This is a genomic window from Mesorhizobium sp., from assembly GCF_005063415.1.
GTDB lineage: Bacteria > Pseudomonadota > Alphaproteobacteria > Rhizobiales > Rhizobiaceae > Mesorhizobium.
The window spans coordinates 1-23460 of record NZ_SUEG01000011.1; the positions used below are offsets into that span (position 1 = coordinate 1).

Genomic DNA, 23460 nt, shown 5'->3' on the forward strand with positions numbered 1-23460 from the left:
AGCGGGATGACATGGTCACCCTTCTTGATCGAGGTGACGCCCTTGCCGACGTCGACGACGATGCCGGCGCCCTCATGGCCGAGGATCGCCGGAAACAGGCCTTCGGGGTCGGCGCCCGACAGCGTGAACTCGTCGGTGTGGCAGATGCCGGTTGCCTTGATCTCGACCAGCACCTCGCCATCACGGGGACCTTCGAGGTCGACCTCCATGATCTCCAGCGGCTTTCCGGCGGCGACGGCGACAGCGGCGCGCGTTTTCATCAGGCAATCCTCCCAAGACAACCCATAGAGTTTCACATTCCGGCATTGCTGCGGATGATCTCGGAGTCGAAGACCGCAACACGCTCATTCACCGCCGTATCTCCGCGAAAAGCCATAGGACTAAAGCAGATATGCAAGTCCGCTTGCATGGCTTTGATAAATCCTGTGGGGTCCGCTAAGCTCATTATGGGCACCTTGAATTCGCGCTGGTCCGGGAACAATCGGACTTTAGTGCAAGAATGGGCAGTTTTATCGATGACGAGCGCGGTGCCAGGCACTCTCGCGGCCTTTTTGTGCTTATTTTTCCAGACCGCCAACGTTACGGACGTGATGGCCCAGGAAGCGACGGACAAGCAACCGGTCGCAACCGACAGGCCGCAAAAGATAGCTGAAATCAGAATAGGTTATTTGCGGGCCTACGCGCCGCAGCTGGCGCTTTCGCTTCTGGACCTGCCGCCACGCGACGAAGGTGTCGCCGGCGCCAATGTGGCGATCGGCGACAACAATACGACAGGAAAGTTCCTCAGCCAGAAATTCAGCCTCGACATAACCGAGGTCAAGCCGGACGCCGACGCGGCTCAGGCGTTCAACGAGCTGATTGCCAAAGGTGACCGCTATGTTGTCGCGGACCTCTCGGTCAGGCAATTGCTGTCGATCGCCGACATCGCCCGCGACAAGGGCGTTCTGGTCTTCAATGTCGGCGCCACCGACGACAGCCTGCGCGAGGAAGACTGCCGGATAAACATTTTCCATGTGGCGCCGACGCGAAGCATGCTGGCCGACGCGCTGGCGCAGTATCTCGTGGTAAAGAAATGGCCGAATTGGGTGCTGCTCTACGGTTCGCATGAGCGGGATCATCTCTATGCGGCCGCGTTGCGCCGCGCGGCGGCTCGCTTCGGCGGTCAGATCGTCGCCGAGAAGGAATTCAAAGACACTGGCACGGCGCGCCGCACCGACACCGGCGCTACGCAGATACAGCAGCAGATTTCCGTGTTCACGCAGGATCTGCCGGAGCATGACGTGGTGCTTGTCGCCGACGAGAGCGAGGTGTTCGGAACCTATGTGCCCTACCGCACCTGGACACCGCGGCTGGTCGCTGGCACGGCCGGTCTTGTCGCATCGTCCTGGCATCCCGCGAGCGAGCAATGGGGTGGCATTCAAATGCAGAGCCGTTTCCTGAGGACGACCGGCCGGCGAATGCTGTCCAAGGATATGTCGGCCTGGACGGCGGTGCGGGCGGTGGGCGAAGCCAGCACGCGGACCAATGGCGACGATCCGAAGAAGATCAGCGACTACATCCGCTCGGACGATTTCTCGGTCGCCGCCTTCAAGGGACAGAAGCTGACCTTCCGCAAGTGGAACCATCAGCTTCGCCAGCCAATCCTGCTCGGCGACACCGAATCGGTGGTCTCGACATCGCCACAGGAGGGTTATCTCCACCAAATCTCCGAGCTCGATACGCTCGGCGTCGATCAGCCGGAAACGAAATGCGTCCTTAAGTAGAACCATTCGGGAGGAATTTTCGTGCAGAGACGAGCTTGCGCACTCGCCATTCTCGCGACCGGCTTCATGGCCAATCCGGCGTGGGCTTACACCGTTTATGTCTCCAACGAGAAAGACAATACGGTAACGGTCGTCGACACGGCGACGATGCAAGTGGTGAAGACCGTCGAAGTCGGCCAGAGGCCGCGCGGTATCACCATCTCGCACGACGGCAAGTTCATCTATTTGTGTGCCAGCGATGACGATACGATCGAAATCATCGATACCGCGACGCTGCAGATCGTAGGCACGCTGCCATCGGGCCCAGATCCCGAACTGTTCGTGCTTTCGCCCGACGGCAAGACGCTCTACGTCGCTAACGAGGATGACAATCTCGTCACCGCGATCAACATCGAGAGCAAGCAAGTCATGGCCGAGATTCCCGTTGGGGTGGAGCCTGAAGGCATGGCCGTCAGTCCCGATGGCAAAACCATGGTCAACACCTCCGAAACCACCAGCATGGCGCATTTCATCGATACCGACAGCCATGAGGTGACCGACAATGTCCTGGTCGACACGCGTCCGCGCTTTGCGCAATTCAAGCCCGACGGATCACAGATCTGGGTCAGTGCCGAAATCGGCGGCACCGTCAGCGTCATCGACAGTTTCAAACGCGAGGTGGTGAAGAAGATCCAGTTCGCGATTGCGGGACTGCGGCCCGAAACCATCCAGCCGGTCGGCATCGCGATCAGCGCCGATGGCAAGAAAGCCTATGTCGCGCTCGGCCCAGCGAACCACGTTGCCGTCATCAACACCGAAACCTACGAGGTGGAAAAATACATCCTGGTCGGCCAGCGCGTCTGGCATCTCGACTTCACCCCCGATCAGAAGACGCTGATCACCACCAACGGCAATTCCAACGACATCACCTTCATCGACACGGCGACCGACGAGCCGGTTCAATCGGTCACGGTGGGCCAGCAGCCTTGGGGCGTGGCCATATCGCCCCACTAGACCGCAGCGATTATCAGGGAGGCCGACATGACAAATCTTTGCCGCTGGGATGTTGCAAGTGCACTAGATAACCAGCGCGCCCCGAAGGAGCCAGCGGCATGCAACATGTGAGGACAAGCGGACCTGGAGAGGAGGTGGCGGCGCTCGATCTTGCCGGTATCAGCCATTCCTATGGTCCGAAGCGGGCGCTCCACGACGTCTCATTCTCGATCGCGCCGGGAACTTTCACCGTTCTGCTCGGCCTCAACGGCGCCGGCAAGACAACTTTGTTCTCACTGATCAGCCATCTTTACGGCACTCGCCGCGGATCGATCCGCATCTTCGGCCATGACGTCAGCCGCGCTTCGGGCGAAGCGCTCAGACGTGTCGGCATCGTGTTCCAGGCACGCACGCTCGACCTCGACCTCAGCGTCCACCAGAACCTCTCCTACCACGCCTCGCTGCATGGCATTGGCGGACACCAAGCCCGGCAGCGCATTGCCGCGCTGCTGGACATAGTCAACATGCAGGGCCGTCAGCATGACAAGGCACGCAGTCTTTCCGGCGGCCAAATGCGGCGCATCGAGATCGCGCGGGCGCTGCTCCACCGCCCTTCCCTGCTGCTGCTCGACGAGGCGACGGTCGGTCTCGACATCCAGTCGCGTGCGGGCATTTTGGCCACCATCCGCAAGCTCGTCGAAACCGAAGGCATCGGCGTGCTGTGGGCGACGCATCTGATCGATGAGGTCGAAGACGGCGACCATGTCGTCGTGCTGCGGCAGGGCGACCTGGTTGCCACGGGTAAGGTGGCCGATGTCGTTGGGACAAGCGGTGCCAGTTCGATCCGCGACGCCTTTTCCAGGCTCAACCGCATCGAAACAAGCGGCATCGCGGAGATGTCGCCATGAGCGCTCCCGCAATGCCCGCAAAAGTCGCCGCCCTCACGCCGGTGAAGTTCGAACAATTTGGGCTCCGCCACTACCTCATTTGCCTCAAAGGGATCGTCGTGCGGGAGTGCCTGCGCTTCCTGCACCAACGCGAGCGCTTCATATCCTCGCTGGTTCGGCCGCTCGTCTGGCTGTTCATTTTTGCAGCCGGATTCCGGCAGGTGCTCGGTGTATCGATCATCCCGCCCTACAAGACCTACGTGCTCTACGAGGTCTACATCACGCCGGGCCTGTGCGGCATGATTCTGCTGTTTTCGGGTATGCAGTCTTCCTTGTCGATGGTCTATGACCGCGAAATGGGCAACATGCGCACCCTGCTGGTCAGCCCCTTCCCGCGTTGGTTTTTACTGATCTCGAAGATGCTCGCCGGTGTCGCCGTGTCGATCGCGCAGGTTTACGCGTTCCTGATCGTTGCTTGGTTCTGGGGCGTCAAGGCGCCGCCGCTTGGCTATCTCACCGTACTGCCGGCGCTGTTCCTGTCAGGCATGATGCTGTGCGCGCTCGGCATGCTTTTGTCCTCGATGATCAAGCAGCTCGAAAACTTCGCCGGCATCATGAACTTCGTCATCTTTCCCGGCTATTTCGCTTCTCCGGCACTCTATCCCTTGTGGCGTATCCAGGAGGCTAGCCCCCTGCTCTACAAAATCTGCCTCGCCAATCCGTTTACTTACGCTGTCGAACTGATCCGCTTCGCCTTCTACGGCCAGGTTGAGTGGCTGTCGCTGGGCGTCGTTGCCGGCTGCACGCTGCTGTTCCTTGCCGCCGCCATCATCGCCTACGACCCTTCGCGCGGCCTGATGACCCGCAAACAGGACACGGGAGGAAATGCCTGATGGCACGAATGAGCCTTGTTCGCAGCCTGGCTCTGGTTGCCATGCTCGCGCCGGGCGTCAACGCCATGGCAGCCAACCCCGATCCAGACTGGCCCTGCATACAGCGCAAGGTGCCGCAACTCTCGCTCGGCCAGATCTGGAGCGGACCGGACCTTCCTTCAGCGGCGAAGGACTGGTCGAACGACCCCACCATCTCCGCCCTGGTCGAGGAGCTGGCAGCTCGCCGGATGCCGATTGCGGAAGCTCAAAAGAAGATCAAGGATTTCGCCGCCTCCTTGCCGGCCGAGCAACTTGCACCCAAAATGGCGATGCTGGTGCAAGGCATGTTCGATCACATGGACGCCGAGCGCTCGCAGGTGATCTCCGGCATTTCCCGTTACGCCCACAAGCAGCTCGAAATGGCCGCCGCGTTGCGCAAGGAAGCGTCCGATGTCGATGCGTTGCGGGCAAAGCCGGATCCAGATCCCGAAGAGATCGATCGGCGAACCGAACAGCTGAAATTCGCAACGCGAATTTTCAATGAACGCGTCCAATCACTGACTTACGTCTGTGAAGTGCCGACGATAATCGAGCAGCGGCTCTATCAATTGTCCAAGGTCGTCTCGGAAATGCTCGCCGCGAAGAAGTAGGACCTCATTCGATCTTTGCGGCGGATATCACGATCCACGGCCGGGCAGCACGCGCCAGCGCTGAACGAAATAACCGGGATGCGTCTCGATCCACTGGGCTACCAGCGATTGCGCCTGCATGAAAGCGGTCCCGGGATTCATCGCTAGGCCGTCCACCATCTGTTCGCGTTGTTCACAGGTCTGCGGCACATCCGTCAGGCAGACCATCATAACGAGCGTGTAAAGCATTACCCCTTGTCCCCCTCGAATCCCGAACCCCATGCCCGGGAGTTTCCGTGATACCGACCAGTCTGCAGGGGTCGCACATACGGATCGCTTACGGGTGTGAAAAGAACGTGGCCCCCGCTCTTTCGCGCCGCAATATAACACGACGCTAATCTAACGCCAACGACCACAGGGCTCAGTCGCGGACGCGAGCGCATCGAACATGCGCGTCCGGCTGTGCCAATGCCAAAAAAGTGAACTCGGAACGCGCTCTCCCACGGGTTCGACCGAAACAGGAATATCATTGTTGTCGACCTCAGACCGGCAGCCCGTTCTGCTTTCGCAGGCTTTTGTCGAATGCGGATGCGGGGACGAAACGACGCAGGAAACTGACCTGGCGCGCCATTTTTCCAGCCGCATAGCGCCTCTTCGGAGCGGGATCGGTCGCAGCCGCCAAAACGGTCCTGGCTACCACTTCCGGCGCATCGCCTTTTTCCATCGCTTTCCGCACAGCTGCATTCATGCCAGCGCGCGCGGAGTCATAGATATCAAGCAACTGATCCGGCCTGGCGAGATTTTCTTCAAATGAGGTGCGGGTATAGGCGGGCTCCACCAACACGACGCGAATTCCGAAAGTACGCAGTTCGTGGTCGAGCGATTCGGAATAGCCCTCAACGGCATGCTTGGTCGACGAATAAAGCGCGAAATAGGGAGCTGGAATGAACCCCTGCACCGAGCTCAAATTGACGATTCTGCCCTTGCCTTGACGGCGCATTGTCGGCAACACCGCTTTGGTTACTCGCATAACGCCAAAGACGTTCACGTCAAATAACGACTTGGCCTGGGCCATCGAGGACTCCTCCGCGCCACCAAGCAGGCCAACGCCGGCATTGTTGACGAGCAGGTCGATGCGCCCGGTCTCGGCCAGCACGTCCTGGACAAGTTTCGCCACGGACGTGTCATCGGTCACGTCGCAGGCCAGCATGGTAACGCCGTCGGATCGGTCGGCGACCGCGCGACGGCTGGTTCCGAACACGCGAAAGCCCGCGTTCTGCAGGGCTTTGGCCGTTGTGTGCCCGATGCCGCTGGATGCCCCGGTCACCAGGGCGACGCCTAGATTGGTCTTGTTCATGGAGGTCACTTTCTTCGTATTGGATTGGCGTGGGAGAAGCACGAAAGGTCGGAGCTAAAGGCGTCAATCATGAGCGCCTCCGGTGCTCGCGCCGGCCAGATCATCCGTCCAGCGCCGGAACAGCGCACTGGCATTAACGCCTCCGAAGCCGAAGCCATTGGAGATTGCATAGCCCATCGCCATCGGCCGGGCCCGGTTTGCGACGAAGTCGATCCCGTCGCCGGCCGGATCGGGAGCGCCCAGATTGAGGGTCGGCGGTGCCATCTGATCCCTGAGCGCCAGGATTGCGAAGATTGCTCCGAGCCCGCCTGCGGCTCCGAGCAGGTGTCCGGTCGCCGATTTCGTTGCACTGACAGCTATCGCGAAATCGCGCCCGAACACGCTCTTGATCGCTTCGATCTCACCCAGGTCGCCTACCGGCGTGGAGGTCGCATGGGCATTGAGATGACGAACCTCGCGGGGCGAAATCCCTGCTTGGGCGATTGCGATCTCCATGGCCCGGCGCGCACCGTCGCCGTCCTCGGGACCGGAGGTGACGTGATGAGCATCCGCCGTCGTGCCGTAGCCGACAAGCTCGGCCAGCGGTCTTGCGCCGCGCGCCAGCGCGTGGCTCAATTCCTCGATGACCAGCATGCCGGCTCCTTCGCCCATGACGAAGCCGTCCCGCGACTTGTCGAACGGTCGGGAGGCCTCATCAGGACGGTGATTAAAGGAGGTCGAAAGAGAGCGTGCCGCGGCAAACCCACCGAGGCTGACAAGATTCATGCATGCTTCCGTCCCGCCGCACACGGCAATATCGGCTTCATTGGCGCGGATTAGGCGAGCCGCATCGCCGATCGCCTGAATGCCGGCCGCGCACGCCGTCACCGGTGCACCGAGCGGACCTTTGAAGCCATAGCGGATCGAGATGTGGCCTGCCGCGAGGTTCACCAGGAAGGACGGCACCGTAAAAGGTGATAGACGGCGGACGCCGCGCCGGTCGACCGTGCGCACCGCCTCGGTTATGGCCGGGAACCCGCCGACGCCCGAGGCGATGATCGTGGCCGTGCGCAAGCGATCCGCTTCCGAGGCGGGGGCCCATCTTGCTTGGGCGAGCGCCTCTTCTGCCGCCGCCAGCGCAAAGAGAATGAACCGGTCTACCTTGCGCTGATCCTTCAGCGGAAGGACGGCTTCCGGATCGAAACCAGCGTCCGGATCTTCTTCTGTGGAGGGCACCACCCCGCCGACCTTCGCCGGCAGGTCGCCCACCACATTGTCGGGAAGCCTCCGGATGCCCGAGCGGCCGGCCAGGAGACGCGACCAGGACGTTTCAACATCGGCAGCAAGGGGCGTGACCGCTCCCATGCCCGTAACAACAATCCGTCGCATCTATTTTCCTATTAGTTTGGGCGCGCCGCCGGCGCCGCCACGCCGTTCAAGCGCCGGCTGATTCACGAACCTGATTGGCCGCCGCATCCAGAAAGGCCTGCGCGAGGTCGGGATCGTTGATAACGCGCGATAACATCAGCGCACCGACCATCGTCGAGAGAATGGCCATGGCCTTGCCATCGAACTCCCCGCCATTGGCCTCGGCAACGAAACGGCCGAGGATCTCAAGATGCTCCTTGATCCCGGCTTCGAACGGCGCTTTCACGTCCTTGCCCTGTCTGGCGGCATCCGAGCCGAGCGCCACGATCGGGCAGCCGTCCATCTTTTCTCCGCGATGGTCCATACTGAGGTAGAACGCGATCACCGCGCCAAGCGGATCATCAGGGTTTTCCGCCATCGCGGCCGACCATCGACGGGTGGCGCTCTCCATCGCCCGCCTAGACGCCTGCGCCGCCAGATCGTCCTTGGATGCGAACTGCTTGTAAAACGCGCCTTGGGTCAGTCCGGCACCCTTCATCAGATCCTTAAGGCCGATACCTTCAAAGCCGCGCTCCCGAAAAAGGCGGCTTGCCACGTTGATTACGGTTTCGCGGTTTTCCGCTGCCCGAGTACGACTTACGCGCATTGTTGACCTCTTTTTTTAGATTGCGTTCGTAATCTATAGCCTATATAGAGTTCGAACGCAATCTAAAAAGGAGATACGAAAATGATCCGCAAAACCCTGAGCGCATCGCTCCTGGCCGCGCTGTTTCTTGCGACCCCGGCTTTTGCCGAGGAAGCCACCATCGGACGCCCGATCGAAGGCGGCAGCCTGCACGAGGGACACCTTGACATGGTGGTCTACTACGTCCCGGTCGACGGCGGCCTCCTAGAGGTCACCGCCACCTTCGCGCCGAAGACCGGGGGCGATCCGCTGCGCGTCGTCATGGGTCTCGCCAACGATGACTCCGTGGCCTTTTCCATGCCGGGCCACCAGGGCTCGCTTTACGCGTTTTCAAGGTCCGGCGAGCAGGTGACGGCCTCGACCGAGACTGACATGGTTCTGCGAGCCGACGCGACAATGCGCTGACCCGACATGCAGACCGCGACCTGCGTGCTGCGGACCGTGAGCTCTCGCGTCAGCGCGGCCGACGTAGAGAGGTCGAACGCAATCTACTCGATATGAGGAGATGGGCATGAAAACGAGACCCGCCATTGTGCTCGCGGGCGTCCTGTTCGGACGGTCCTCCCGAGAGTGCTAGGAGCACGCAAAAGCCGCATTAGAGACGGCCACAGCAGCAGCCACCGGACAGAAACCAATAAGGTTCCACCGGATCAACGCCAGCGTTCCCCAAGGGCGGCGAGCATCATCAGAATCAGCCGACGGAGCGCCACGGTGCCTTCGATCACGCCATCGAATAAGCTTGAGGAGAGGTCAAATGCTATACAGTTATTTTGTCGAGAAATCAATCCGAGACAGCTTCGACCACGTCAACAACCATCGCTGGGATGAGGCGGTGAAGGCACTCGCGCCGCATGTCCATCACCGCGTTTCCGGCGCCCACGCGCTTGGTGGTGAGCGCCACGACAAAGAAGCCATGCGCCGCTGGTTTAAGCGCCTCGGCCGCGTCCTGCCCAATCTCCATCTCACGGTCAACCACATCTGGGTGAAGGGCTGGCCGTGGCATACCACCGTGTTTGCCCAGTGGGACGGCACCGCAACGCTGCTCAATGGCGACGCGTCGTACGTCAACGGTGGTCTCCACGTGTTCACCCTGCGGTGGGGCAGAGTCTATGCACTTGAGGAATTTTACGATTCACAAGCAGCGGCCCGCGGTCTTGCCAACCAAGCGGCAGCTGGCCTCGAAGAAGCTGTCGCCGAACCAATTGTAGGCTAGCAGAAGCTCAGTCAAAGCTCACCGTTCCGTGAACGCGGGGCGCTACCCCGTGGCCCAGCGCTTGGATGGCGGTCGCCTCGGCTCCGCAAATGCGTGCCACCAGCGATGCCTCCCGATCCTCGGCTCGTGGACGTCGGTCTGGAGATCACAGCCGATCAGCCGCTGATACGCACCATCGTTTGTCTGAAGCGTTTGCCTTGGGCCGCGCGCCCTAAGTCGCGCGACGTTTGGTGTTCGGTTCCTCCTGCGGATAGAGCTTGCCGAACAGTGGCAGGTACATCGCGCCCTTGCGCATCAGAAAATCGTGGAAGGTCGCCATCGCCGGCGAGATCGCGTGATCGCTGCGCATCACCGAAAACCATTGCCGGCGGATCGGCATGCCGACAACGTCGAGGATGACCAGCCGGCCAGCCTCGATTTCCGCGGCGATGGTGTGGGCAGAGATGAAGGCGATGCCGAGCCCGGCCATCACCGCCTGTTTGATCGTCTCGTTCGAGCCCATCTCGACGCCGAGATCGTCGATGCGGCCAGGCACTTCGCTCAGGAATATTTCCAGCGAGATGCGCGTGCCGGAGCCGGACTCGCGAATGAGGAAATGTTCCTGGGCGATCCGCTCCTTGGATATCTCGCGCACCGAGGCCAGCGGGTGGTCCGGCGGCGCGATGATGACCAGCGGATGATCGCCGAAGACCGAGGCACGCACCGGGACTTCCTTCGCCGGGCGTCCCATCAGCGCGATGTCGATGTCGTGATTCTTCAGATTGTCGATCGTCTCGGCGCGATTACCAATGGCAAGCCGCATGTCAATGTCGGGATGTTCCTTCATGAAGGCAGCCATCAGCCGCGGTGCGAAATATTTGGCCGTGGAAACGACACCGAGTCGCAAGCTGCCGGCGCGCACCCCCTTGATCGCATCCATCTTGTCTTCGAGCAGACGAAGCCGCTCCTCGATGGCCTGTGCCGTCTCGACGAAGGCAAGACCTGCGGCAGTGGGACGCATACCGTCCGCCGTCCGGTCAAACAAGGCCAGTTGGAACTCTTCCTCAACCTGCCGCAACTGGATCGTCACCGCTGGAGGAGACAGGCCTAACACCTTGGCTGCACTGACGATTTTCCCGTGGCGGACGATTGCCTGAACGGTCTTGAACTGCTTGAGCGTGAGGTTTCTCATGCAGCATACTAAAATTTTTTTAGTGCTAAAGTAAAGTTATTGAATTTTACTTATCCAGCATCGTTTGTTTTCATTCCCCAATCCGGCCGATCCGAGGAGAGGCGGCTGGATCGGGAGGTTACGATGCCAGCGGCAACGCTCGACGCTTTTCTGAACTCCTATCTCGGCGAGCCGGACGAACTGCGCTCCGCGGTCGTAATGACCGTCCGTCGGCTGACGCAGGCGGCCACCACGATCCGCAACACCATCAATCAAGGGGTACTCGGCACCGCCTTTGCCGGAACCCGTGGCGCCAATGCTGACGGCGATGTTCAGAAGGATCTCGATGTCTTCGCCGACGACATCTTTCTCGATGCCATGCGCCACGCTCCGGTCGCGCTCTACGCTTCCGAGGAACTGGACCAGCCAGTGCTTCTCGACAGGCAAGCGCCTCTTGCCATCGCCATCGACCCGCTCGACGGCTCTTCCAACATCGACACCAACGTGTCGATTGGAACGATCTTCTCGCTTCTGCCTGCAACTGGCGCGCCGGATGCGAATCCGGCCGCCTCATTTTTGCAGGCAGGGGTGAACCAGCTGGGCGCCGGCTTCTTCATCTACGGGCCGCAGCTGGCGCTCGTTCTGTCTCTCGGCAGCGGCACGCATGTCTTCGTTCTCTCGGCCAGGCTCGGCACCTTCGTCCAGGCCTACGAGAGCCGGGTCATCCCCCAGCGTACCCAGGAATTCGCCATCAACGCCGCCAACTACCGGCACTGGGACGAGGCGGTGCGGCTCTACATCGACGACTGCCTCGAAGGCACCGAAGGCCCACGTGAGAAGGACTTCAACATGCGCTGGATCGCCTCCCTGGTCGCGGACTGCTACCGCATATTGATGCGCGGCGGCGTATTCCTGTATCCGGGCGACAAGCGCAAGGGCTACAGGCAGGGGCGACTTCGCCTCGTCTATGAGGCAAACCCGATCGCCTATCTCGTCGAACAGGCGGGCGGTGCCGCCACCGATACGATCACCCGCATCCTCGGAATCGAACCCGAGAGCCTGCACCAGCGCGTGCCCATGGTTTTCGGATCGGCGCGGGAAGTCGCGCGCATCATCCGCTACCACACCGAGCCGAGCGCCATCGGCGAGCGCGCGCCGCTGTTCAGCCGCCGTGGCCTTTTCAGGGCCTGAAGACCATGTCGGCAAAGCACCCCATCATTACCATCACCGGGTCGTCGGGCGCAGGCACTACCTCTGTCAAGCGCATCTTCGAGCTGATCTTCCGGCGCGAGAACATCGGGGCCGCCTTCATCGAAGGCGATGCTTTCCATCGCTACGACCGCGCCACGATGAAGGCGAAGGTGGCCGAGGAGGAAAAGGCGGGCAATCCGAACTTCACCCACTTCCACGCCGAGGCCAATGAACTGGCGATCCTCGAAGAGGTATTCGAGGAATATGGCCGCCGGGGAACCGGAAAGACCCGCACATACATCCATGACGAGGATGAGGAGAAGCAGTACGGCACGCCGCCAGGACATTTCACCGAATGGCGCGAATTTCCGCCGAGCGACCTGCTCTTCTACGAGGGCCTGCATGGCTGCGTCGTCACCGACAAGATCAACCTGGCCAGGCACGCGGACCTCAAGATCGGCGTGGTGCCGGTCATAAATCTCGAATGGATCCAGAAGATCCATCGCGACCGCGCAACGCGCGGCTATTCCACCGAGGCGGTGATGGACGTGATCCTGCGCCGCATGCCGGACTATGTCCGCTACATCGTCCCGCAGTTTTCGCAGACCGCCATCAACTTCCAGCGCGTGCCGATCGTCGACACGTCCAATCCATTCATCGCGCGCTGGATTCCGACGCCCGACGAATCGATGCTGGTTATCCGCTTCGCCAATCCGCGCGGCATCGATTTCCCCTACCTGCTTTCGATGATCCACGATTCGTTCATGTCGCGGCCGAATTCCATAGTGGTGCCCGGCAACAAGCTCGACCTCGCCATGCAGCTGATCCTGACGCCGCTCATCCTGCAATTGATCGAACGCAAGAACCGTGTGTCGTGAGGAGGACGCCATGAACAGCCAAGCAGCAGCACTGAAGCCCGTCGCCGCCGTGTTGGAGCGCGATATGGCGAACGCCATTCGCGCATTGGCGATGGACAGCGTCCAAAAGGCCAATTCCGGTCATCCGGGCATGCCAATGGGCATGGCCGATGTCGCGACGGTGCTGTTCAGCCGCTTCATCAATATCGATCCGTCGATGCCGGACTGGCCCGATCGCGACCGCTTCGTGCTTTCGGCCGGGCACGGCTCGATGCTGCAATATGCGCTGCATTACCTGCTCGGCTACGAGGACATGCCGATCGAGGAGTTGCAGCGGTTTCGCCAGCTGGGCAGCCGCACTGCCGGCCATCCGGAATATGGCCATGCGCTTGGCATCGAGACGACGACCGGTCCGCTTGGACAAGGCATTTCGACCGCGGTCGGCATGGCGCTGGCGGAGCGCATGCTTGCTGCCCGCCACGGCGCCGATCTCGTCGACCATTTCACCTACGCGATCGCCGGCGACGGCTGCCTGCAGGAAGGCATCAGCCACGAGGCGATCGATCTTGCCGGTCACCTGAAGCTGTCCCGGCTGATCGTCTTTTGGGACGACAATGCGATCTCGATCGACGGACCGACGTCGCTGTCGACATCGATGGACCAGCCGGCCCGGTTCAAAGCCGCTGGATGGCATGTCCAATCGGTGGACGGCCACGATATGGAAGCTGTCGCTGCGGCAATCGAAGCGGCGCAGCAATCGGACCAGCCGTCTCTGATCGCCTGCCGCACGGTGATCGGCAAGGGCGCGCCCAATCTGGGCGGCTCGGAGAAGACGCATGGCGCGCCGCTCGGCGATGCCGAGATCGCCGCGACGCGCGAAAACATCGGCTGGGCCTACGCGCCGTTCGAGGTGCCGGACCACATCCTTTTCACCTGGCGCGAAATTGCCGAGCGCGGGCAAGCCGCACGGCACGCCTGGGAGCAGCGGCTTGCCGCCTCGCCGCGGCGCCAGGCCTTTGAGAGCGCGGTCGCCGGCAACCTGCCCGGCGCGGTCTTCGAAGCGCTCGGCGCTTTCCGCAAGGAGCATGTCGAGAAGGCGACCAAGGTTGCAACGCGAAAAGCCTCCGAAATGGCGCTCGGCGCCATCAACGCCGCAACCGACCTGACCGTCGGCGGCTCCGCTGATCTGACGCATTCGAACCTGACGATCACCAAGGGCATGGATCGCATAGCGCCTGATGACTATGCCGGCCGCTACATTCACTATGGCATCCGCGAGCACGGCATGGCCGCGGCCATGAACGGCATCGCACTGCATGGCGGCTTCGTGCCTTATGGCGGCACGTTCCTGTGCTTCGCCGACTATGCGCGCGGCGCGATGCGGCTCTCGGCGCTCATGGGCCAGCGCATCATCTATGTGATGACGCATGATTCCATTGGTCTCGGCGAGGACGGCCCGACCCACCAGCCGGTCGAGCACCTGGCGATGCTGCGGGCCACGCCGAACCTCAACGTCTTCCGTCCGGCCGACATCATCGAAACGGCGGAGTGCTGGGAACTGGCCCTGAAGAGCGAGAACCGGCCGAGCGTGCTGGTGCTCTCCCGCCAGAACCTGCCGATGCTGCGCCAGACAGACAGCGACGAGAACCGGTCGAGCCAGGGCGCTTACATCCTGCGCGAGCCGCCCGAGCACCGCGCCGTGACGCTGATCGCCACCGGCTCGGAGGTCGAGATTGCCGTTGCCGCCGCTGAACGGCTGGAGACCGAGCACGGCATCGCCGCCGCGGTCGTCTCGATGCCGTGCTGGGAGCTTTTCGAGGAACAGGACGCCGGCACCCGCAAGGCCGTCCTCGGCTCGGCGCCGCGCATTGCCATCGAAGCCGCAGCACGGCTCGGCTGGGACCGCTGGATAGGCGACACCGGCATTTTCGTCGGCATGGCCGGTTTCGGCGCCAGCGCCCCTGCCCCGGATCTCTACCGGCATTTCGAAATCACGCCCGAAGCCGTCTCGGCAGCGGCGCTGAAGCTCATCATCTAGGAGGACGACCATGGCCCGCATCACCCTTCGCCAGCTTCTCGACCATGCCGCCGAGCACGGCTACGGGGTGCCGGCATTCAACATCAACAACATGGAACAGGGCCTCGCCATCATGGAGGCCGCCAGGGCCTGCGATGCGCCGGTCATCATCCAGGCCTCGCGCGGCGCCCGTTCCTATGCCAATGACATCATGCTGGCCAAGATGATGGAGGCGTTGACCGAAATCCATCCGGCCATTCCGCTATGCATCCATCAGGATCACGGCAACAACGAAGCCACCTGCCTGTCGGCGATCCGCAACGGCTTCACCTCGGTGATGATGGACGGGTCGCTGATGGCGGACGCCAAGACCCCGGCGAGCTACGAGTACAACGTCGCCATCACCGAACGTGTCGGACGCATGGCGCATTGGGTAGGCGCTTCGGTCGAAGGCGAGCTCGGCGTGCTCGGCTCGCTGGAAACCGGCCAGGGCGAGGCCGAGGACGGGCACGGCGCCGAAGGTGCGCTTTCCCACGACCAGCTTTTGACCGATCCCGATCAGGCGGTCGACTTCGTGACCGCCACCCGGGTCGACGCGCTGGCGATCGCCTGCGGTACCTCGCACGGCGCCTACAAATTCAGCCGCAAGCCTGACGGCGGCATCCTGGCCATGCAGCTGATCGAGGCGATCCACGAAAAGCTGCCCAACACGCATCTGGTCATGCATGGGTCTTCCTCCGTGCCGCAGGAACTGCAGGACATCATCAACAACTATGGCGGCGAGATGCCCCAGACCTTTGGCGTCCCGGTCGAGGAGATCGAGCGCGGCATCCGCTACGGCGTGCGCAAGGTCAACATCGACACCGATTGCCGAATGGCCATGGCCGGGCAGTTCCGCCGCGTCGCGACGGAGGACCCGCGCGAATTCGATCCGCGTAAATTCCTGAAACCCGCCATGGACGCCCTGCGCGACCTTTGCCGCGATCGCTTCGAACGCTTCGGCACCGCAGGCCATGCGTCGAAGATCAGGGTGATCGCCATGGATGAGATGGCGAAACGTTACGCCGCAGGAAAGCTCGACCCCCATATCGCAACCGCGAAAGCCGCCTGAGCGGCAAACAGGAGACCTGCCATGAACAAGATCGACATGCCCTCAGCAGGCACGCTCAAGGAAGGCAAGGAACGCTACAGGTCGGGCGTCATCCCCTACAAGAAGATGGGCTACTGGGAGCCGGACTACCGGCCCAAGGAGACCGACCTGATCGCGATGTTTCGGATCACGCCGCAGCCCGGCGTCGACCACGAGGAGGCGGCCGCCGCCATCGCCGGTGAATCCTCTACCGCGACATGGACCGTGGTGTGGACCGACAGGCTGACCGCCTGCGAGCTCTACCGCGCCAAGGCGTTCAAATCCGAGCCGGTGCCGAACACAGGTCCAGGCACCAGGATCGAGCAACAGTACTTCGCCTATATCGCCTACGACCTCGACCTGTTCGAGCCCGGCTCCATCGCCAACCTGACTGCATCGATCATTGGCAACGTGTTCGGCTTCAAGGCCGTCAAGGCCTTGCGGCTCGAGGACATGCGCATCCCGGTGGCTTACCTCAAAACCTTCCAGGGCCCGGCGACCGGCATCGTGGTGGAACGCGAGCGGCTCGACAAGTTCGGCCGGCCGCTGCTCGGCGCGACGACGAAGCCGAAGCTTGGCCTGTCAGGCCGCAATTACGGCCGCGTCGTCTACGAGGCGCTGAAGGGTGGCCTCGACTTCGTCAAGGACGACGAGAACATCAACTCGCAGCCCTTCATGCATTGGCGCGACCGTTTCCTCTACTGCATGGAGGCTGTGAACAAGGCGTCGGCCGCCACCGGCGAAGTCAAGGGCCATTATCTCAACGTCACCGCCGGCACGATGGAGGAGATGTACGAGCGCGCCGAATTTGCAAAACAGCTTGGCTCCTGCATCGTCATGATCGACCTCGTCATTGGCTATACGGCGATCCAGTCGATGGCCAAGTGGGCACGCCGCAACGACATGATCCTGCACCTGCACCGGGCCGGCAACTCGACCTATTCGCGCCAGAAGAACCACGGCATGAATTTTCGCGTCATATGCAAATGGATGCGGATGGCCGGCGTCGATCACATCCATGCCGGCACGGTGGTCGGCAAGCTGGAAGGCGACCCGCTTATGATCAAGGGGTTTTATGACACCCTGCGCGAGGAGCGCACGCCGCAGAACCTCGAAACCGGGCTGTTCTTCGATCAGGACTGGGCCTCGCTCAACAAGGTGATGCCCGTCGCCTCCGGTGGCATCCATGCCGGCCAGATGCACCAGCTGATCCATTATCTCGGCGAGGACGTCATCCTGCAGTTCGGCGGCGGCACGATCGGCCATCCGGACGGCATCCAGGCCGGCGCTACGGCCAATCGCGTCGCGTTGGAGGCGATGATCCTCGCCCGCAACGAGGGCCGCGACTATCTGCGCGAAGGGACCAAAATCCTCGAACAGGCGGCCAGATGGTGCACGCCGCTCAAGGCGGCCCTGGAGACGTGGAAGGACGTCACCTTCAACTACGAATCGACCGACACGGCCGACTTTGTGCCAACCGCAACGCCGAGCTTCTAGACGAAAGGAACCGTCGCCATGATGACCAATCCCGGAAACAAGGTCACGCAGGGACAGTTTTCGTTCCTGCCCGAGCTGACCGATGAGCAGATTTCGGCGCAGATCAAATACGCGCTGAAAAACCACTGGGCGGTCAGCGTCGAATACACCGACGATCCGCATCCGCGAAACACCTATTGGGAAATGTACGGCAACCCGATGTTCGACCTGAGGGACCCGGCGGGCATCCTGCTTGAAGTCAACAATTGCCGGAAAGCCATGCCTAACATGTATGTCCGGGTCACCGCCTTCGATTCGACCAAGGGCTGGGAAGCGCCGCGCATGTCGTTCATCGTCAACCGGCCGCCCAATGAACCCGGGTTCCGGCTGCTGCGCCAGGAGCGTGACGGGCGCAGCCAGGGCTATTCGATCGTGCCTTATGCGACCGACAGGCCCGAAGGCGAGCGGAGCTAGGCGAAACCATGCTGGACGCGATAGCAAAGGGCGCTGCCGCGCAGGGCGAATCGGTGGATCTGCAGGCCGAGTTCGAGGCATCCAACATCGACGAGGTGATGGAAAAGCTCGACCGCGAAGTCGTTGGCCTGAAACCTGTCAAGAACCGCATCCGCGAGATCGCCGCGCTGCTCCTGGTCGACCGGCTTCGCCGCAAGTTCGGCCTGACATCGGGCGCGCCGACGCTGCACATGAACTTTACGGGAAATCCCGGTACCGGAAAGACTACCGTGGCGCTCAGAATGGCCGAAATCCTGCATCGTCTCGGCTATGTTCGCGAAGGGCACATGGTCGCCGTGACGCGCGACGATCTCGTCGGCCAATATGTGGGCCACACCGCGCCCAAAACCCGCGACGTGATCAAGCGCGCCATGGGCGGGGTGCTTTTCATCGACGAGGCCTACTATCTCTACAAGCCCGAGAACGAACGCGACTACGGCCAGGAATCGATCGAAATCCTGCTGCAATGCATGGAAAACAACCGTGACGATCTGGTTGTGATTCTTGCTGGCTACAAGGACAAGATGGACCGCTTCTTCGACAGTAATCCCGGCATGCGCTCGCGCATCGCCCATCACCTCGATTTTCCTGACTACGGCGTCAGCGAACTCAAATCGATCGCCGAGATCATGCTGGCGGAACAGAATTACCGTCTCAGTGAAGCGGCGGCCAAGGCGCTCGAAGAGTATCTCCCGATCCGCATGCGACTGCCGCATTTCTCCAACGCCCGCTCGGTTCGCAATAGCCTCGACCGGGCGCGGCTTCGCCAGGCCAGCCGGCTTTTCGCATCGCGCGACCGGGCGTTGACGAAAATCGATCTTATCACGATCGAGGAATCCGACATTCGCGGCAGCCGTGTGTTCGCGGAAGGTAAGCTCGAAGGCGAACCGGAGACGAAGGCGCGCTGACAAGACGACGCGGTTGGCGTGCAGCGACCGGACACGGACGACAAAGTGGGAGCCGACGACCATGGATACCAAGACAATCATCGCGCCCTCGGTGCTTTCCGCGGACTTCTCGCGGCTCGGCGGCGAGGTCGAAGCGGTCGTGCGGGCTGGTGCCGATTGGATCCATCTCGATGTGATGGATGGCCATTTCGTGCCCAACATCACCTTCGGTCCGCCAGTGATCAAGGCGATCCGTAGTCGAACGGACAAGGTCTTCGACTGCCACCTGATGATCGCGCCGGCCGACGCCTATCTCGCCGCCTTCGCCGATGCCGGCTGCGACATCATTACAGTGCACGCCGAGGCCGGGCCGCACCTAGACCGTTCGCTGCAGGCAATCAGGAATCTCGGCAAGAAGGCCGGCGTGTCGCTGAACCCGTCGACGCCGGAAAGCGTCATCGAATATGTCCTCGACCGGCTCGATCTGGTGCTTCTGATGACGGTCAATCCGGGCTTCGGCGGCCAGGCCTTCATTGCGGCAGTCGTCGACAAGGTCAGGCGGGTCAAGGCGTTGGTCGGCCATCGTCCGATCGACATACAGATCGACGGCGGCGTCACGCCCGAAACCGCTCCGCTGGTCACCGCGGCCGGCGCCAATGTGCTGGTCGCCGGCTCGGCCATCTTTAAGGGCGGCACCGAGGCGGCCTATTGCGCCAATATCGGCGCCATCAGGCAGGCGGCCGACGGGGCGATCCGGAAAGCTGCATAAAACCGTTTCATCGGAGGGCAAATATGGCGGCAATTCCACCTGTCTGCGATTTCGGCTGGCGAGCCATCGACGCCGTTTTGCCTGGCGTCGACGGCACATCGCATTCGATCTTAAGCCACGCCGGCCCGAATGGGTTGGTGGTGGCCTTCATCTGCAACCACTGCCCCTATGTGAGGGCGGTGATTTCACGCATGGTGCGCGACGCCAACGACCTCAAGGCCGAAGGCATCGGCTTTGTCGCGATCAACTCAAACGATGCCGGGGCCTATCCGGACGATTCCTTCGACAATATGAAGCTCTTCGCCAGCACGAACGGCTTCACTTTCCCCTATCTCCACGACGAGCGCCAGACGGTGGCGCGTGACTACGGAGCCGTTTGCACCCCGGATTTCTTCGGGCTCAATAGCGAGTTGACGCTGCAATATCGCGGCCGGCTTGACGCGTCGCGACGCGACGCCGAATCGCCCGGGCTGAGGCGCGACCTGTTCGAGGCGATGAAGCAGGTTGCCCGAACCGGCGACGGACCGCTCGACCAGATCGCTTCGATCGGCTGTTCGATCAAGTGGAAGGATGCTGCATGAACGTCGGCGCAGGCAGGCCGTTTGGGTCGCCCAAGGCGATCCTGTTCGATCTCGACGGCACACTGGTCGATTCGGCGCCTGATATAGCGGCCGCCGTCAACGAATTGCTGGCCGCGCGCGATCTGCCGCCGCTGCGCCTGGATCAGGTCAAGTCCATGATCGGCGGCGGCATCAGGAAACTGGTCGAACGAGCCTTCGCGGCTAGCGGCACGCCGCTCCTCGGCAGCGCGCTCGATGAGGCCAACCGCGTCATGGCGCCGATCTATCGCAGGCATCTGACCGGCCGGACGAGGCTGATGCCTGGCGTCAGGGAGGTTCTCACGCACTTGCATTTGAGCGGAATAGCCATGGCCGTGGTGACCAACAAGCCGCAGCTGGCGGCTCGCGAAATCCTGCTCCATTTTCGGCTGACGGAATATCTCGGCGCGATCATCGGCGGAGACGCGGTGACATACTTGAAACCGGCGCCAGACGCGCTGTTGCTGGCGCTCGACCAGCTTCAGGTCGAACCTCGTGACACGCTGATGGTCGGAGACAGCAGCGCCGACGTGGCCGCCGCCCGCGCCGCCGGCATGGCAGTCATTCTGCTGCGTGGCGGATACAGCCAAATTCCCGTTGAAGAGCTTGGCGCCGACCTCGTTTGCGACAGCCTGTTCGATCTGCCCTCCGCGATGCAGAGGCTGCAAGACGCTGCGTGACCCCAAGCGCAAGGCCCAGGCCAACGCCGGCCGGGCGCAGTCAAAATGGCCGGCGGAAGAGCCGCGTTATTTGGAGAATTGCTTCAGGTAGGCAATGACATTGGCGATGTCCTCGTCTTTCTTGAGGCCGACAAACGCCATCTTCGTTCCTTTGACCATCGCTTTCGGATCGTGAAGGTAGGTGGTCAGCGTGGCCTCATCCCATTTGACGCCGGACTTGCCGGCCTCGGTCATCGCCTTGGAATAGCTGAACCCCGGATGCGTCCCGGCCGTTCGGCCGATGACGCCGTTCAAGGACGGACCGATCTTGTTCTGGTCCTTGTCTGCCACGTGGCAGACCTTGCATTTTGCGAAGACCTTCTCACCCGCCGCGGCATCCTGTGCCTGAGACTGGGCAGTGACAAAGGTGGCGACGGACACGGCGGCGAAAAATGCGACTGCGCGCATGGCATTTCCTCATTGATCGTGTGGGTGCCCCGGACAATTTACGCGTGTCGATGCCTTGACCGCCGGCATTACGCGGGAGAGCAAACGTTCGTCCTTCCTCCCCGGACTGGCAGCACCTGCACGCCTCGAAAAGCTAGACTGCCGATGAAGGAAGTCAATCGTACAAAGGTCCTGTTTCGTTTCCCGACTGCGCGAAGGGGAAGTGCGGAGCGACACGCGGTTCACATTATTGGGGCCTATTGGCCGAACGCGTAGCCTCACCCCAGCCGGTTTGCTGTTTGGGCACCTTCAGGAATCCGCTGCAACTCCAAAGCACGAACTCTGGAGAGTTCGCCGCGCAGGCGACGACAAGTGCCAAATGGACATGGTCGATCTCATATTAACGGTGTGCCTTAGCGCCAATCCGGGCAATTGCCGAGATGAACATGTCTATTTCGAGAGCCGCGGCCCTCTGTTCCAATGCATGTTCCTGGCGCCCGCCGAGATCGCAAAATGGTCTCAGGAACATCCGAGGCTCAAGGTCGTGCGCTGGAAATGTGCCTTTCCGAGCAAGGAACGAGCGATTTGATCGGCATTCCTGGTTCGCATGTTCGACGTAAGATTGCCGCGGCAACATCGCAGTCCACAGGTGATGGGCGACCTTTTGCGGTCGTTCCAGCAAAAATTTCCGGGTGTGGCCTGATCGCCTTACCGATCGGAATGCATATCGGGAGAGCCATGCCGATCGACAGGGTACGACGCAAGCTTCTGAACGGCTTCGCATGCACCGCGGTTAGCGCCGCGATGCTGCCTTGTTGCCTCGGGCGGGCCGCCCTCGCCGCTGCCGGCGACCTTGAGTTCAAGATCAGGAAAGTCGCCCACAACGTCTTCGCTTTCCAGGGCGTGGATGAATTGATCACGGCGGATGGCAAAGGCGAAATCCGTGTCGAGGCGACAGACACGGACGGCATGGTATTTCGCGGCCATTGGCCGATGGAAACAGCAGGACTGTGAGGCGCTCGGCCACGTGTGCCTGTTCCGCCTGACTAAAAGCAACGTATGTCAGCTTCCGCCTGCGCGCGTTTCAGTTCGGTGCGCGCCGCCTTCGCTGGCGCGCTTTCGCGAAACAACCCTGCCGCCTCCCCTGTCGTCAACGACATGCTTTTGAAGGTCTCCGCCCTCTCATAGTGATCATAAGGAACAATCGAGGCGATAACATCGATCGAGCAGGAACAGCTTTCAAGCGCCTGACGTGTCTGGCCATTTGTTTGCATGCAGCCGAGCACGTAGTCGGCAATCGTTGCCGTCGGGTAGTCTCCCGCGGCGTTGGCCGAGTTCGCAAAGGCCAGCGCCGCAAAGGCCAGCGGCAAGGTGAGAGATCCAACAGACCTTATCATGAGGAACCTCCAGTTGGCCTGGACACCATGCATCCAGACGGGATCATCGCGCCAATTGGCGACGTGCCGCAAAGCCAGTCAAGCTCCCATGGCCTGCGTATAGGACCAAAGGAGGAATGCCCTATCGGCCGACAGGAGCCGACTTCATGACCCGCTGTGCACCCCCCTTCACGCGTTCATTTCATGCTTCGCTCACTATCGGTAGCCAGCGAGATGCACGCATACTTACTCCGAGGCGCCTCGGAGAATATATCGAAATAAAGTCAAATGTGTCTCACCTTGAGAATATGGGAACAATATGGTTTCTATATATGTCACGGCTGGACGCTCATCTGCTTAATAGTTTTTCACAAGACGCTTCTTTTAATTGTTTCTGAATATTGCACCGCACCATAATCGATATTGCAGCGCAACGATGCATTGTAGGTTTTTGCTTGCCTGGCCTTTTGCGATGACATAGCTTTTTCCTGTTTCCGGCTTCAAGAGCGCCACCGTCATCAGGGAGCGGCGGCAGTCTTTCGAAGACCAAGGGGGGCGGGCGGTAACGGTGCCCTCTGCTTCGGGGTAGGTCGTGACAGCTGCCGGAAAATAACTTCCCAACATGAATTGCTTGGGCAAGCCCTTGTGGGGCTTGACGGTCGATT

Annotated in this window: 27 protein-coding genes; 18 read left to right on the top strand and 9 right to left on the bottom strand. The window is 61.4% G+C overall.

Annotated features, from left to right (window positions below; all coding sequences use genetic code 11):
• Together E5W70_RS05310 and E5W70_RS05315 are read right to left on the bottom strand one after the other, a co-directional pair.
• On the bottom strand, positions 1 to 260 hold a 260-nt coding region (locus E5W70_RS05310; RefSeq protein WP_292654854.1), incomplete at its 3' end, for an alcohol dehydrogenase catalytic domain-containing protein.
• Between the two features lie 32 nt (positions 261 to 292).
• Positions 293 to 613, bottom strand: a complete 321-nt coding sequence (locus E5W70_RS05315; protein ID WP_292655042.1) for a hypothetical protein — start codon at positions 611 to 613, stop codon at positions 293 to 295.
• Here E5W70_RS05315 and E5W70_RS05320 point away from each other — a divergent pair.
• From E5W70_RS05320 to E5W70_RS05340, 5 genes are all read left to right on the top strand, one after another.
• The gene (locus tag E5W70_RS05320; protein ID WP_292654857.1) at positions 591 to 1763 is read left to right on the top strand and encodes an ABC transporter substrate-binding protein; all 1173 of its coding nucleotides are present in this window, start codon (positions 591 to 593) and stop codon (positions 1761 to 1763) included. The genes E5W70_RS05315 and E5W70_RS05320 overlap by 23 nt on opposite strands.
• Positions 1764 to 1784: 21 nt before the next feature.
• Positions 1785 to 2756: a YVTN family beta-propeller repeat protein gene (locus tag E5W70_RS05325; RefSeq protein ID WP_366509665.1), complete on the top strand. Its 972-nt coding sequence runs from the start codon at positions 1785 to 1787 to the stop codon at positions 2754 to 2756.
• Positions 2757 to 2854: 98 nt separating this feature from the next.
• Complete coding sequence (locus tag E5W70_RS05330; protein ID WP_292654860.1) at positions 2855 to 3643, top strand: ATP-binding cassette domain-containing protein; 789 nt, start codon at positions 2855 to 2857, stop codon at positions 3641 to 3643.
• An 11-nt stretch (positions 3644 to 3654) separates the two neighbouring features.
• The gene (locus tag E5W70_RS05335; RefSeq protein WP_292655027.1) at positions 3655 to 4515 is read left to right on the top strand and encodes an ABC transporter permease; all 861 of its coding nucleotides are present in this window, start codon (positions 3655 to 3657) and stop codon (positions 4513 to 4515) included.
• The gene (locus E5W70_RS05340) at positions 4515 to 5144 is read left to right on the top strand and encodes a hypothetical protein (protein WP_292654863.1); all 630 of its coding nucleotides are present in this window, start codon (positions 4515 to 4517) and stop codon (positions 5142 to 5144) included. Before E5W70_RS05335 ends, E5W70_RS05340 begins: the two co-directional genes overlap by 1 nt.
• Before the next feature lie 27 nt (positions 5145 to 5171).
• On the opposite strand, the gene E5W70_RS05345 is transcribed toward E5W70_RS05340, so the two are convergent.
• From E5W70_RS05345 to E5W70_RS05360, 4 genes are all read right to left on the bottom strand, one after another.
• Positions 5172 to 5372, bottom strand: a complete 201-nt coding sequence (locus E5W70_RS05345; RefSeq protein ID WP_023678847.1) for a hypothetical protein — start codon at positions 5370 to 5372, stop codon at positions 5172 to 5174.
• Positions 5373 to 5664: 292 nt separating this feature from the next.
• On the bottom strand, positions 5665 to 6480 hold the full coding sequence (locus tag E5W70_RS05350; RefSeq protein WP_292654870.1) for an oxidoreductase: 816 nt from the start codon (positions 6478 to 6480) through the stop codon (positions 5665 to 5667).
• 63 nt (positions 6481 to 6543) lie between these two features.
• On the bottom strand, positions 6544 to 7848 hold the full coding sequence (gene fabF, locus E5W70_RS05355) for a beta-ketoacyl-ACP synthase II (RefSeq protein WP_292654873.1): 1305 nt from the start codon (positions 7846 to 7848) through the stop codon (positions 6544 to 6546).
• Between the two features lie 46 nt (positions 7849 to 7894).
• A complete protein-coding gene (locus tag E5W70_RS05360; protein ID WP_292654876.1) occupies positions 7895 to 8473 on the bottom strand; it encodes a TetR/AcrR family transcriptional regulator in 579 nt (192 codons plus the stop codon).
• Positions 8474 to 8554: 81 nt separating this feature from the next.
• Here E5W70_RS05360 and E5W70_RS05365 point away from each other — a divergent pair, with 81 nt between their 5' ends.
• A complete protein-coding gene (locus E5W70_RS05365) occupies positions 8555 to 8917 on the top strand; it encodes a hypothetical protein (protein ID WP_292654881.1) in 363 nt (120 codons plus the stop codon).
• Between the two features lie 349 nt (positions 8918 to 9266).
• Positions 9267 to 9725 (top strand): nuclear transport factor 2 family protein, encoded by a 459-nt coding sequence (locus E5W70_RS05370; RefSeq protein ID WP_292654884.1) that lies wholly within the window; start codon positions 9267 to 9269, stop codon positions 9723 to 9725.
• 211 nt (positions 9726 to 9936) lie between these two features.
• On the opposite strand, the gene E5W70_RS05375 is transcribed toward E5W70_RS05370, so the two are convergent.
• The gene (locus E5W70_RS05375; protein ID WP_292654886.1) at positions 9937 to 10896 is read right to left on the bottom strand and encodes a LysR family transcriptional regulator; all 960 of its coding nucleotides are present in this window, start codon (positions 10894 to 10896) and stop codon (positions 9937 to 9939) included.
• 123 nt (positions 10897 to 11019) lie between these two features.
• On the opposite strand from E5W70_RS05375, the gene E5W70_RS05380 reads away from it, so the two are divergent.
• The 10 genes from E5W70_RS05380 (at position 11020) to gph (ending at position 20993) form a co-directional block, all read left to right on the top strand.
• Entirely contained in the window at positions 11020 to 12066 is a 1047-nt protein-coding gene (locus E5W70_RS05380; RefSeq protein ID WP_292654889.1) for a class 1 fructose-bisphosphatase, read from the top strand.
• Between the two features lie 5 nt (positions 12067 to 12071).
• Positions 12072 to 12944: a phosphoribulokinase gene (locus E5W70_RS05385; protein ID WP_023678839.1), complete on the top strand. Its 873-nt coding sequence runs from the start codon at positions 12072 to 12074 to the stop codon at positions 12942 to 12944.
• Positions 12945 to 12954: 10 nt separating this feature from the next.
• Positions 12955 to 14961, top strand: coding sequence for a transketolase (gene tkt / locus E5W70_RS05390; RefSeq protein WP_292654893.1), 2007 nt, complete (start codon positions 12955 to 12957; stop codon positions 14959 to 14961).
• A 10-nt stretch (positions 14962 to 14971) separates the two neighbouring features.
• Complete coding sequence (fba, locus tag E5W70_RS05395) at positions 14972 to 16051, top strand: class II fructose-bisphosphate aldolase (RefSeq protein ID WP_292654896.1); 1080 nt, start codon at positions 14972 to 14974, stop codon at positions 16049 to 16051.
• A gap of 36 nt (positions 16052 to 16087) precedes the next feature.
• Entirely contained in the window at positions 16088 to 17566 is a 1479-nt protein-coding gene (locus tag E5W70_RS05400) for a ribulose-bisphosphate carboxylase large subunit (RefSeq protein ID WP_292655030.1), read from the top strand.
• Between the two features lie 18 nt (positions 17567 to 17584).
• A complete protein-coding gene (locus E5W70_RS05405; RefSeq protein ID WP_023678835.1) occupies positions 17585 to 18019 on the top strand; it encodes a ribulose bisphosphate carboxylase small subunit in 435 nt (144 codons plus the stop codon).
• Between the two features lie 8 nt (positions 18020 to 18027).
• A complete protein-coding gene (gene cbbX, locus E5W70_RS05410; RefSeq protein ID WP_292654901.1) occupies positions 18028 to 18966 on the top strand; it encodes a CbbX protein in 939 nt (312 codons plus the stop codon).
• A gap of 61 nt (positions 18967 to 19027) precedes the next feature.
• Positions 19028 to 19714 (top strand): ribulose-phosphate 3-epimerase, encoded by a 687-nt coding sequence (gene rpe, locus E5W70_RS05415; RefSeq protein ID WP_292654903.1) that lies wholly within the window; start codon positions 19028 to 19030, stop codon positions 19712 to 19714.
• Positions 19715 to 19737: 23 nt separating this feature from the next.
• On the top strand, positions 19738 to 20295 hold the full coding sequence (locus E5W70_RS05420) for a thioredoxin family protein (RefSeq protein WP_292654906.1): 558 nt from the start codon (positions 19738 to 19740) through the stop codon (positions 20293 to 20295).
• Positions 20292 to 20993: a phosphoglycolate phosphatase gene (gph, locus tag E5W70_RS05425; RefSeq protein WP_292654909.1), complete on the top strand. Its 702-nt coding sequence runs from the start codon at positions 20292 to 20294 to the stop codon at positions 20991 to 20993. The genes E5W70_RS05420 and gph overlap by 4 nt, the downstream gene beginning before the upstream one ends.
• 66 nt (positions 20994 to 21059) lie before the next feature.
• On the opposite strand, the gene E5W70_RS05430 is transcribed toward gph, so the two are convergent.
• Complete coding sequence (locus tag E5W70_RS05430) at positions 21060 to 21440, bottom strand: cytochrome c family protein (RefSeq protein ID WP_292654913.1); 381 nt, start codon at positions 21438 to 21440, stop codon at positions 21060 to 21062.
• Between the two features lie 492 nt (positions 21441 to 21932).
• Here E5W70_RS05430 and E5W70_RS05435 point away from each other — a divergent pair, with 492 nt between their 5' ends.
• The gene (locus tag E5W70_RS05435; protein ID WP_292654915.1) at positions 21933 to 22433 is read left to right on the top strand and encodes a hypothetical protein; all 501 of its coding nucleotides are present in this window, start codon (positions 21933 to 21935) and stop codon (positions 22431 to 22433) included.
• A gap of 32 nt (positions 22434 to 22465) precedes the next feature.
• Here E5W70_RS05435 and E5W70_RS05440 read toward each other — a convergent pair whose 3' ends face one another.
• Positions 22466 to 22816, bottom strand: a complete 351-nt coding sequence (locus E5W70_RS05440; RefSeq protein ID WP_292655032.1) for a hypothetical protein — start codon at positions 22814 to 22816, stop codon at positions 22466 to 22468.
• Positions 22817 to 23460 lie beyond the last annotated feature (644 nt).